This is a genomic window from Flagellimonas ulvae (genome assembly GCF_049333175.1).
Taxonomy (GTDB): domain Bacteria; phylum Bacteroidota; class Bacteroidia; order Flavobacteriales; family Flavobacteriaceae; genus Flagellimonas.
This window is the reverse complement of the sequence record NZ_CP186325.1, coordinates 342,083-353,664: the sequence shown is the minus strand read 5'-3', so window position 1 is coordinate 353,664 and position 11,582 is coordinate 342,083. Positions and strand designations below refer to the sequence as shown.

10 protein-coding genes are annotated in these 11,582 nt (G+C 32.8%); 8 read left to right on the top strand and 2 right to left on the bottom strand.

Translation table 11 applies throughout. From position 1 onward, the window contains the following. Positions 1–3: 3 nt before the first annotated feature. Complete coding sequence (locus ACOKFD_RS01585) at positions 4–768, bottom strand: polysaccharide biosynthesis/export family protein (RefSeq protein ID WP_298998279.1); 765 nt, start codon at positions 766–768, stop codon at positions 4–6. Positions 769–790: 22 nt separating this feature from the next. Beyond that, the gene (locus ACOKFD_RS01580) at positions 791–2,698 is read right to left on the bottom strand and encodes a polysaccharide biosynthesis protein (protein WP_422859649.1); all 1,908 of its coding nucleotides are present in this window, start codon (positions 2,696–2,698) and stop codon (positions 791–793) included. A gap of 268 nt (positions 2,699–2,966) precedes the next feature. On the opposite strand from ACOKFD_RS01580, the gene ACOKFD_RS01575 reads away from it, so the two are divergent. From ACOKFD_RS01575 to ACOKFD_RS01540, 8 genes are all read left to right on the top strand, one after another. Beyond that, complete coding sequence (locus ACOKFD_RS01575; protein WP_422859648.1) at positions 2,967–4,097, top strand: glycosyltransferase family 4 protein; 1,131 nt, start codon at positions 2,967–2,969, stop codon at positions 4,095–4,097. Further along, positions 4,094–5,320, top strand: a complete 1,227-nt coding sequence (locus ACOKFD_RS01570) for a DegT/DnrJ/EryC1/StrS family aminotransferase (protein ID WP_422859647.1) — start codon at positions 4,094–4,096, stop codon at positions 5,318–5,320. The genes ACOKFD_RS01575 and ACOKFD_RS01570 overlap by 4 nt, the downstream gene beginning before the upstream one ends. Further along, positions 5,317–5,913 carry a sugar transferase gene (locus ACOKFD_RS01565; RefSeq protein WP_422859646.1) on the top strand — a complete coding sequence of 199 codons (597 nt, stop codon included), beginning with the start codon at positions 5,317–5,319 and terminating at the stop codon, positions 5,911–5,913. Before ACOKFD_RS01570 ends, ACOKFD_RS01565 begins: the two co-directional genes overlap by 4 nt. A 4-nt stretch (positions 5,914–5,917) precedes the next feature. After that, on the top strand, positions 5,918–6,916 hold the full coding sequence (locus ACOKFD_RS01560) for a GNAT family N-acetyltransferase (RefSeq protein WP_422859645.1): 999 nt from the start codon (positions 5,918–5,920) through the stop codon (positions 6,914–6,916). Continuing rightward, positions 6,913–7,893 carry a GNAT family N-acetyltransferase gene (locus tag ACOKFD_RS01555; RefSeq protein ID WP_422859644.1) on the top strand — a complete coding sequence of 327 codons (981 nt, stop codon included), beginning with the start codon at positions 6,913–6,915 and terminating at the stop codon, positions 7,891–7,893. The genes ACOKFD_RS01560 and ACOKFD_RS01555 overlap by 4 nt, the downstream gene beginning before the upstream one ends. Positions 7,894–7,916: 23 nt before the next feature. Further along, positions 7,917–9,053: a GNAT family N-acetyltransferase gene (locus ACOKFD_RS01550; RefSeq protein ID WP_422859643.1), complete on the top strand. Its 1,137-nt coding sequence runs from the start codon at positions 7,917–7,919 to the stop codon at positions 9,051–9,053. Between the two features lie 168 nt (positions 9,054–9,221). Continuing rightward, positions 9,222–10,337, top strand: coding sequence for an acyltransferase family protein (locus ACOKFD_RS01545; protein ID WP_298998262.1), 1,116 nt, complete (start codon positions 9,222–9,224; stop codon positions 10,335–10,337). A 659-nt stretch (positions 10,338–10,996) separates the two neighbouring features. Further along, a complete protein-coding gene (locus ACOKFD_RS01540; RefSeq protein ID WP_298998260.1) occupies positions 10,997–11,473 on the top strand; it encodes a hypothetical protein in 477 nt (158 codons plus the stop codon). The last annotated feature ends 109 nt before the right edge of the window (positions 11,474–11,582 follow it).

Sequence of the window (11,582 nt, the reverse complement as noted above, 5' to 3'; positions counted from 1 at the left end):
ACACTAATTTCTACTCAGTAAGATAACCGTGGAAGTTATGATTATGGAAGCAATTGAAATGGCAATTGAAGCTCTTTGGTCTAAACTTGATTCTGTTTTACCCGATTTATTGGGCTCCACATATACTACATCATTTTGGGTCAAATAATATACCGGGGATTTAAATGCGTTTTTTTGATTCAAATTAATCCTGTTATATACTTTTGTACCGTCAAAGTCTCTTATCACCATAACATTGTCTTTTCTTCCTTTAATAGTGATATCTCCTGCTAAACCTAAAGCTTCCAATATTGTTATTTGTTCACCATTAACAGGATAAGTGCCCGGTCTATTGACGGCGCCTAACACGGTTACAGTAAAATTCCGTATTCTTATATTAATAATGGGATCTTTTAAATAATCTCCTAGTTTTTCGCGCAATAACGCTCTTGTCTCACTTGGGGAAAGCCCTACAATTTTCAACTTTCCTATGACTGGAAAATCTATTTCTCCGTTCTTGTCCACCAAATAATTCACTTGTTCCGCTCTAATCCCCCCTTCTTCTGCACCTCTGAACAAATTAAATGGAACGCTTGCTTCTGGGTCTAAAGTGGAAATATGTATGCTGACCAAGTCATCTATTTTAAATTTAGTATTAAAAGTACCTTCTTCAACAAGTGTTTCAAATTGCTGTGCATCCTGAAAATAAATAACCTCTTTTCTTGGGGCACATGAAGCAAGAAAAGCAATAACAATAAACGTTAGAAAAAAATTTGTTTTTGAGGTCATGAATAAAATGAGTTTAAAACTATTATTTAACTGGGACGGCACTATTGTCAGCTTTGTCGACTGATTCTATCTTTTTGTCGAATTTACAAAAATCAGAATTCTTCGAAACATATTCAGGTACAATACCCTTCATCAATTGTACAATGTTTTCTTTAAAAAAAAGATTGGATACACATAACTCATCTATCATTTCCCGAGTTTTTACATAGTCCGCCTCCCGTACCTTACTTATCAATATTTTTTCATGATAAGTGGGTAATGTGTTTTCTCCACTAGCTAGTAACTCCTCATACAATTTCTCACCTGGTCGTAACCCTGTTATTTTTATGTCTATATCGTCAGGATATTTAAGACCTGACAGTCTTATCATATTTTTGGCTAAATCCATAATCTTTACGGACTCACCCATGTCAAAAATAAATATTTCGCCACCCTTGCCCATTGCTCCGGCTTCCAAAACCAGCTGAGAAGCTTCAGGAATCGTCATGAAATAACGGGTAATATCTTTATGAGTTACGGTTAATGGACCTCCCTTTTCTATTTGTTTTCTGAACAACGGTATTACTGAACCGTTCGAACCTAAAACATTTCCAAATCTAGTTGTTATAAATTTGGTCTTACCTTCTTGCTGTCTGCAACCAATGTACATTTCTGCGATTCTCTTTGTTGCGCCCATTACATTGGTTGGATTTACAGCTTTATCGGTAGAAACAAAAACGAATTTTTCTACTCCATAGTCAACAGATAAGTCAACCAAAGTTTTTGTACCGGCAACATTGATTTTTACTGATTCATAAGGGTTGCATTCCATCAACGGAACATGTTTATAAGCAGCAGCATGAAAAATACGATTGGGTCTATATTCTTCGAATAAAACCCTCATTTTATTCTTATCTCTAATATCCCCTACAATAGGAACAAAATTATGATACCCCCCTTGTTTGAGCTCTTGCTGTAGGTCGTACAAAGCGGATTCCGCCTGATCTATCACTACAAGGGTTCGGTATCTATATTTGCAAATCTGTCTAACCAATTCACTTCCAATGGAGCCTGCTCCACCAGTAACAAAAATCACTTGACTATCAAAATCTCTAGCCACCTTACTGTTCCTGATTTCAATTGGAGGACGATCAAGGAGATCTTCTATTTGCACCCTCTTAATTTGAGAAACCTTCAATTCACCATTGATCCAATCTTCTACTGGTGGAACTATTTTCACTTTAACAGGAAGTTCCACAACTTCGTTAACAAGATCTCTTAGTTTCTTTGGATTTATATTTTGTATTGAAAAAATTATTTCTGAAATACTATTGAAACGAACAAATTCAGCATTCAGTTTTTTCTTACTGTATACTTTTACTCCATTTATTTGCTTTCCAACTTTTTGTTGGCTATCATCTACAAAGCCAACTATTTTCACCTTTAGTTTAGAATGATTAACAAGGGTGTTATGAGTAATTATACCTGATTCTCCAGCCCCGTAGATGACCACATTTTTGGTTGGAACTTGGTTGTTAATCATCAATTGCTCATAACATACTTTAAAAACAAATCTGGAAGTAGTTAAAGCAAGAAAGGTTAGTAAACTATTTATTATAATTATTGACAAAGGAATTGTGAAATTATCGAGTATTCCTAAGTATCTATTCGATAACACAAACACGATAACACCTATACTTGCCAAACAAACAGAATTAAAGATGGCGTAGGCATCCTTTATACCTGTATGCCGCACAACACCTTTGTAACTTCCAGTAATTGCAAAAGCAATGAGGAAAAACATAATTATTAAAGGCAATTGGGTCCATAACATTTTCACTTCGAAATCGAAGCTCAAATTAAACCTAATGAAGTAGGCCAAAACAAAAGAAAGACCTACTTGGAATAAGTCTATCAGCAGGACTGTCCACTTAGAACCATGGTTAGTCATGTTTTTAAACACAAACGATTTAAACGAGCGGTTTATCATAATTTGGGATTATTCATAGCAAATGTAAAAAAGTAACGTTTCGATTCTCGGTTTAAATCGTTAAAAACATTTCTATTATCGCTTAACTGAAAAACAGCACCAAATGTTCCATTAACCAAAGTGCCACACAACACATAAAAAGCCCACTTAAACTAAAACGTGTGAATATCATAATGGTTTTTTTGAATAATATGGATATTTGTGGCGTCCAAACGAAATTCTTTTAATAATGATAAGAAAGACTAAAGTATGCTTAGTTGGAAGTGAAGACGCCTACAAACGCATAAGTCTTGCAAATTTACTTTTAAAACAGGGATTTGAAGTTGCAATAATGAGCTCTGCTCCTTTTGAATGCCCAAAGGATATTCGTTTTATAGCATATGATCTCAATAGAGGTTTGAATCTTTTCTCTGATATAAAAACTATTCTTCAATACCGAAGAATTTTTAGGCGTGAAAAGTTTGATATTGTTCAGACCTTTGATACGAAACCTGCATTCTTGGTTCCGCTTTCTTACATCGCATCTAAAACTAAAGTTGTTCGAACGGTAACGGGACTAGGCACCATATTTATGTCAGATGCCCTAAAATATAAAATTCTCCGTTTCGTATATACTATACTACATAGTTTTGCTAAGAACAAAGTGTCCCACACTACATTTCAAAATGAAGATGATAGAAGTTTTTTTCTGAGGAAAAATTTAGTCACTTTAGAAAACAGCTCATTAATTTATGGAAGTGGTATAGACTTAGATTTATTTTCTGAATACTCCAAAAAGAAAACAGAAGTCTTTACTTTTATCTGTGTTGGAAGATTAGTTTACGAAAAAGGGATAATCAATTATTTGGAAGCTGCAAAATCCTGCATTGAATCTAATCACAATTACAGATTTCTACTGGTAGGTCCATTAGAAGAAAATTCAAAAAAACTAAATTCGGAAATATTGAATACGTACTCTAAGTATGTAGAATGGTTGGGTCCTAAAAGCAATATTCCTGAACTTTTAGAAAATTCAGACGCTTTTGTACTACCTACTTTCCGAGAAGGGTTTTCTAGAGTTTTGTTAGAAGCCTCGGCCTTGAGTATTCCTTCAATAACCTCCGACGTTCCTGGAACAAGAGAAATAGTTCGTCATGAAAAAGAAGGACTTCTAACTCCTGTGAATGATTCGGTTGCCTTAGCAAAAGCCATGATACAAATGGCCTCAAATGAAAGCGCCTATTTATCTTATGCGAAAAATGCAAGAGACCATGTAAAACAATTTTCTCTAAAGAATATAGCAAATGCTTATATCCAGTTGTACAGCAAATTACTGGGATTCAATAAGTCAATCAAAACTATTAAACCTCAATACTCATGAAAATACCGTTTTCTCCTCCTTATATTGATGAACAGATTAAAAACGAGGTTCTTGATTCTTTGAATTCCGGCTGGATAACTACCGGACCCAAAGTAAAGGCATTGGAAAATGAAATTAAAGAGTTTACAAAAACTCCCAAAGTTCTTTGTGTTAATTCATGGACTTCGGGTGCAATTTTAATGTTAAAATGGTTCGGTGTAAAACCTGGAGATGAAGTTATAATTCCATCTTACACCTATTCAGCAACCGCGTTAAGTGTTATACATGCAGGTGCTACTCCGATAATGGTAGATGTAGGTGAAGATTTCAATATTACTGTAGCAAACATTGAGGAGGCGATTACAGAAAAGACCAAAGCTATTATTCCTGTGGACATCGCTGGATGGCCTTGCGACTATGACTGCATAAATTTATTGGTGGAAAAGAAATCAAGTTCTTTTAAAGCAGAAAATAGTATTCAGGAGAAATTAGGTCGAATCTTGGTAATATCCGATGCCGCTCACTCTTTGGGGGCCAACTATAAAGGGAATCAAACCGGTACCCTTACGGATGTAACTATTTTTTCATTACATGCGGTAAAAAATGTTACTACAGCAGAAGGAGGGGCAATTTGTCTTAATCTCCCAAGTCCCTTTGACAATGATGCACTTTATTCTCAATTAAGGTGTTATTCGTTGAACGGACAGACCAAAGATGCATTTACAAAGAGTAAGGCTGGAGCATGGCGATATGATATAATCTATCCTGGGTTGAAAATCAACATGCCTGATGTTTTAGCAGCTATAGGCTTAGGTCAAATGAGGGTTTATGGCAATCATATTTTACCTAAAAGAAAGGAGGTTTTTGAATTCTATTCTGAACACTTTAAACAAAAAGATTGGGCAATATTACCACCGTATAAGTCAGACAATGTAACTTCTTCTTGTCATATATATGCCCTTAGAATCAAAGGTATCTCTGAATTACAAAGAGACCAAATAATTGAAAATGTTTCTGAAACGGGTGTTGCAGTTAATGTTCATTTTCAGCCGCTTCCACTTTTAAGTTTGTTTAAAGGATTAGGATATAGTATTGAGTCATTTCCTGTTGCATACAATCAATACAAAAGTGAGATATCCCTTCCAATCTACCCTCAATTAGGAAAAGAGGAACTAGAATTTATTTGCAAAAGTTTAACTAAAGTTGTTGAAGAAATTATTGAATTCGAACCTTATAAGTCGTGAAAAGATTACTGGACATTATAGTTTCTTTTTTTGGCATACTCTTCTTGCTGCCTGTCTTTATAGTTTTAGCCATACTGGTGAAAATCGGATCAAAAGGTCCCATTATATATAAACAACAAAGAGTTGGTCTCAGGAACGCTGATTTTAATATCTATAAGTTTAGAACAATGTATATGAATTCTGATAAAAAAGGACTAATTACAATTGGGGACAGAGATCCACGTGTGACGTCCATTGGTTTTTATTTGCGTAAACTTAAATTAGATGAACTTCCACAATTATTTAATGTACTATTTGGCGACATGAGTCTTGTAGGACCAAGACCTGAAGTTAGAAAATACGTTAATTACTATTCAGAAAAAGATATGGAAGTATTGAATGTACGTCCAGGTATTACCGATTATGCTTCTATAGAATTCAGAAATGAGAACGAGATACTTAAGAACTCCGATAATCCTGACAAAAAGTATATTGAAGAAATCTTACCTACCAAATTAAATCTGAATAAAAAATATATTCAGAATACAAGTTTCCTCACTGATATAAGAATAATTTGTTTAACGATCGTTTCGATAGTCGCAAATAAAAAATAAGTGCATGAAGATTAAAATTGAGGATAATCCCTTTGTTTCAAAAATTTATCAAACTCATTGGAAGAATTCATATGGTGAAAAAAAGCAACAATATTCATCAGAAGCAATATCGGATATTTCCTTTTTAAAACATAAGTATTTTCCGATATATACAAACATTGGAAAAACAAATTCAAGTGGAATTTCATACGAAATAACTCAATCCAGTGATTCAAGGGATGCCAACAAAGTATTTCTAATATATGATGTTCCGCAATACTTTGATATTCCCCATAACAACCCAGATTACAAAACTTATCGAGTTAAACAGTATAAAGGTTATGTTATTGATCTTAAGAAGTACGAATCGGTTAGTGATTTTATCGCAAATAGATTTAACCAACAGCGGAAAAAAACGTTAAAATACGGAGTGCGAAGATTGGAGAGAGATCATGATATAAATATTGCGCATTACCATGGAAAAATAGAATGGAAAAAATTCAATGAAATTTTTGAAGTGATGTTTGGTTTTTTGGATCGTAGATTCGAATCCATGGGAATCAAAAATGCCCATGGATCGCCCACAAAAAAAGAATGGTTAAGAAACCTTTGCTTTGACTTGATCAATAACGAAAAGGCGGTAATTATGGTTGTCAATGACGCAGATAAACCAATTGCAATTTCACTTTGTTATCTTTCAAAAAATATCTTGTACCCAACATTTCCTTCATTCGACCTGAAATATAGTAGACATGGAATGGGAAATTACCTAGGGTTCAAAGAACTTGAATGGGCCTTTGAAAATGGGTATTCTCTTTTAGACATGGGCAAGGGAAACTTTGGATATAAGGACAAATGGTCAACACTGATCTATCCTTATGAATATCACATTGTTTTCAAGAAGAACTCCCTAGTAGGTTTTTCAATCGCAACATATTTAAGAATATTCTTTACTGGCAAACAGTGGGTTAGGGTTTTCAGAGATAAATATTTAAAATCCATACTTGGAATTCTAAAAAAATGAGGATTAAAAATAACCCGTTTACCTCGGAAATATATAATCAAGAATGGATAAATCACTTTCATAAAGGGAAAAAGTGTCACAAATTTAGTTTTATAAAGAAAATTGCATTTGTTAAAAACAAGTACCTTCCTTTATATGTGAACGTAGGCAAATACAAATCCTGTGGAATATCATATGAGTTAGATACATCTGGACAATTTGAAGATTTCAAAAACAAAGTTTTTTTAATCTATGATGTACCTGAATTCCTTAGTCAAAATACCTCTAAGTTAAAGATCAAAAATCTTGGTATAAAAAAAATCGAACAATACGAAGGATATTTGGTAGACATTTCTCAGTATGACAGTATGGAGCATTACATGAGCAAACAATTTAACTCCAAACAAAGACGTAGTATGCTCAGTAGATTGAAAAAGTTGGAAAAAGAGTATACCATAACTTACGATTTCTTCTCGGGAAAATTATCCAAGAAAGAGTTTGAAAAGTTGTTGGAAAATTTATATATCCTCATGAAAAAACAGTTTGGGGATGACTATGAAAAAAATAGCCATTCTCCTCATGAAATTATAGAATGGTATAAATCGCTTTTTCCAAAGTTGTTTGAAAAAAATCTGGCATATTTTAGTGTTATTAAAACGGAGAACGAAACAATTTCCACGTGCTTGGGATACAATTCTGACAATTTTGTATTCAGTGCAATTCCCGTCTTGAACACGGACTACCAAAAATATGGGCTTGGTAACATTCGAACTCTTAAGAGTATTGAATGGGCTATTAATCAAGGTTTCCAATATTATGACCTTGGCAAGGGGTCTTATGGGTATAAACATAGATGGGCCTCAAGAAAATACAGGTTTGAATATCACATAGCGTATGACAAAAAATCTATTGTTGCCACATTTATAGCAACCTATCTCAATCTTTATTTTTCTATGAAGCAACTTTTGCGCAAGTTGAAATATGCCATTAAAAAATAACTATTAGATTTTTATAGCAACCAATGAATAAATTCGATCTAGAACATGAAGTTTTTATAAATCAGAGTATTCCTTCTTTGTTTAAAGAAAGGAATACTCTTGAGCGAAAAATGACCGACCTAGACTTTGAAAAGAATTGTATTCTTTATACTCGCGTTCCAGACTATTTATCTTTTTGTAAGAATGAAGAGATTTCAAATCTTGGAATGAGAAAAGCGATTGAAAATCAAGGATATCGTATGAATCTTAAAGACTGTGATTCTGTTGATGACTACCTTCGTTCTCGTTTTGGTAGAAGTAGCCGCTACAAACTAAGACGTGAAAAAAAAAGGTTGGAACAATGTTTTAATCCTTCCTATAAAATGTGGCAAGAGAAAATAGAAAGAAGCCATTATGATTTTATTTATGATGAGTTATTTAGATTGTTGGAAGTAAGGTCAGAAGAAAAGAACATTGAGGATAACTATTATTTTGATTACAAGGAAAAATATAGAGATGTTATATTCCAATTGTTACATCAAAAAAAAGCATCAGTACACGTAATTTATGTTGGAGAGAATCCAATAGACATTTGTATAAACTTTATTAAAGGTAAAACTGTTTATCAATTTATAAGAACCTATGATATTGCGTTTTCTAAATTCAAAACTGGTTATATCAATTTAATCAAACATTTAGAGTGGGCCATAGATCAGGGGTTTGAATCCATTGTATTCGGGCCAGGTAATGTAGAATGGAAGGAGAAGTGGTGTAATGAAACTTATAATTATAGCAAAATAGTTTTTTATAATTCCAACTCACTCAGAATGAGGATGAAATCTTTTGTTTTTATTATGACATACAATATTAAATCTATGGTCAGAACCACTAAATTCAAAATAGTCATTGATAAAATCTTTCAAAAACCCAAAGCGAAAACAAGCAACAAAAAAAAGAAGTTTTCTTTTGAACTAAAAAGCAGCGAAGATTTGGAGTTAAAATTTTTAAATCTGTTGGACTTAAACACCCAAGACACTTACTTTCGCCGTTTTTTATTCAATTATATGTATGATAACAAAATTAATCTGGCTAATGTTCAAATTTTCAATTCTCCCAAACAAGACTTATACGTGCTGTTATTAAAGGATTTAGAAAATAAGTCTGTTATAAAAAAGTTGTAATTATTTCAGCGATAAAAACCAGCGAAAATTTAAAGTTTAATGGTTTTCAAAAAAAATATACTGAAGTCTATTAAACTATATTTTGATTCAAACAGAATCTGCTAACCAAAATTTAAACAAATATTTCCACTGGTATACGCACTTTGTGGAGAGCAAAAAAAAATGAGTATGAAAAACACGATTTTAGGAAAGCCCTTTTCTTTAGAATTTTTCAGAAGAAAATCTTCTCAAAGATATATTCCAGAAATTGATGCTTTACGTTTTTTGGCAATAGTTCCTGTTTTACTTGCCCATCTAAGTCAATCCTTTTTGGAATACAATGTTTTTTTTGATGCGGAATTAATAAAGGAAGAAAGTGCATTAAGAGCTTTTTTCAGGCAAGGTAATTTTGGTGTTCATCTATTTTTTGCAATTAGCGGCTTCATTTTGACCCTGCCTTTTATTGATGAAAATATAAAGAAGTTAAGCTTTAAGAACTATTATTTAAGGCGCTTGGTTAGAATTGAACCTCCATATATTATCGCAATTACGATGTTTTTTGTAGTGCATATTTTTCTAGCGCAAAAAGATATTCAGTTCTTATTCGAACGGTATTTAGGCTCTTTACTGTACTCCCATAACCAAATCTTTGAAACCCGGTCTTATATTTTGCCAGTAGCATGGAGTTTGGAGATAGAGATTCAGTTCTATTTACTTATGCCTCTAATATTATTGATATTAAAATTGGTTCAATCCAAATACTGGAGATATCTAATTTACATAGGCCTTTATTTGTTTTCATTCCATGTTGAAGTTACCAGTAACGGGGATTTGAATAACTTTATGATGTATTTCTTGGCAGGTATCTTGGCGGCAGATATTTACAAGAACAACAAATTCTCTCCGCATTTTGTATGGGATGTCACCTTTGTGGTTAGTTTGGTTTTGTTTTTTTCCATTGATTCTGATTTAACAAGATCAATCTTTTTGTTCTTTGTAGTGATTTCATCCCTCAATTTGGTACTGCTAAAGAAAATCATGACCGCTCCTTTGATAACTGTTATAGGTGGTATGTGCTATACACTTTATTTGTTGCACTACCCACTGTACCATCTTTTCATGAAAACTTTCACCAACCACTTGACTTTCTTTGAAAGCTATGAGGCAACTGTACTGTTCCAAATTTTGATTTTCTTGCCAATTTCTATCATTCTAATGAGTGCCTATTTTCTTTTGGTTGAAAAGCCATTTATGGCTTTAAGTCAAAGAATAGGCAAGAAAAGGAAACAAAACGTCAAAGCTTAAACATGGAAAGTATAAGTTTCAAACTGAATAGCGACTATTGCTTAGTTTGTAAAAAAGGACAAGTCAATCTATCGGAATGACTGAAATCATTATGTACAGTTAGAAAAATCTAGGTTTAACGACTATATGTATTAGAACAACACGTGTAATTTGCTTTGCCAGTTGAACTTCCAACACTTCAAAATCTTAAAAGAATAGCTCGCCATAGAGTACCTTGCAATTCTAATAATCAGGGAAAATGGCATTACTATCGCTATTATTAAACAAAGAGTTCTGCTAAAAGAACAGGGGATCTAATAAGTTACTTACAGAATCCTTCAGAAGGATGTATCCTTTTGAAGGATTCTTTTCATTTTAACTTTTTGAACAATAAATAGTACCATAATAAAGATGAAATAATGTACTTCAAACTTTTAAGATTTCTTTTGTAAATTAACTTTATGAATAAATCCAGAATTAAGCTTATACCCTTTAATATTCTCAAAAATTTATTGTTATTATTTCTGATTTTACTATTATTTAACTGTTTTGGGTTATTTATCAAGTATAGCGACCATTTTCAATTTTTAGATAAATGGGTTAGATTATTTGATTTTAATGAAGAAAGAAATGTTCCTACTATTTTTTCATTTCTACTACTCATTTTAAGTTCAGCGTTATTGACGTTTATTGGACTCAAGATAAATCATAAGAAAAAAATCAAATTCTATTGGCTAGGTTTGGCGGTGATTTTTTTGTTTTTGTCTTTAGATGAGATGATTTCCATCCATGAGTCCTTAATCCATGTAACCAGAAAGAAGTTTGACCTTTCGGGACTATTTTATTTTTCGTGGGTTTTACCTTATGGCATACTATTGATAGTAATTTCTTTTGTATTCTTTAGGTTTCTTATCAATTTACCTAAGAAAACTTTAAAACTATTTGTGGTGTCGGCCATAATCTATGTGGGCGGCGCTCTGGGAGTTGAGTTATTTGAAGGAAAATATTTTGAAGAACATGGAGAGAATTTAATTTTTGCAATCTTTTACACCATTGAAGAATCCATGGAAATGTTGGGTATTTCAATCTTCATTTGGGCACTATTAGATTACATTGCACAAAATGTTGGTAAGGTAAGTATCAAGCTTTCTAGATGATACTCAAAAGAAATTAGTGATTCAGTTTTTCGCTTTTAATCCCATACTAAGTATATCCAATTGCATTAATTGTCATAATTCCTTTTGTTGTGAATAAGTTAGTTATCTG

Excerpts from the sequence above, each read along its gene's own strand:
- ACOKFD_RS01555 (WP_422859644.1), top strand. The coding sequence starts at position 6,913 with ATGAGGATTAAAAATAACCCGTTTACCTCGGAAATATATAATCAAGAA.
- ACOKFD_RS01570 (WP_422859647.1), top strand. The coding sequence starts at position 4,094 with ATGAAAATACCGTTTTCTCCTCCTTATATTGATGAACAGATTAAAAAC.
- ACOKFD_RS01585 (WP_298998279.1), bottom strand. The coding sequence starts at position 768 with ATGACCTCAAAAACAAATTTTTTTCTAACGTTTATTGTTATTGCTTTT.
- ACOKFD_RS01545 (WP_298998262.1), top strand. The coding sequence starts at position 9,222 with ATGAAAAACACGATTTTAGGAAAGCCCTTTTCTTTAGAATTTTTCAGA.
- ACOKFD_RS01550 (WP_422859643.1), top strand. The coding sequence starts at position 7,917 with ATGAATAAATTCGATCTAGAACATGAAGTTTTTATAAATCAGAGTATT.
- ACOKFD_RS01575 (WP_422859648.1), top strand. The coding sequence starts at position 2,967 with ATGATAAGAAAGACTAAAGTATGCTTAGTTGGAAGTGAAGACGCCTAC.
- ACOKFD_RS01580 (WP_422859649.1), bottom strand. The coding sequence starts at position 2,698 with ATGACTAACCATGGTTCTAAGTGGACAGTCCTGCTGATAGACTTATTC.
- ACOKFD_RS01560 (WP_422859645.1), top strand. The coding sequence starts at position 5,918 with ATGAAGATTAAAATTGAGGATAATCCCTTTGTTTCAAAAATTTATCAA.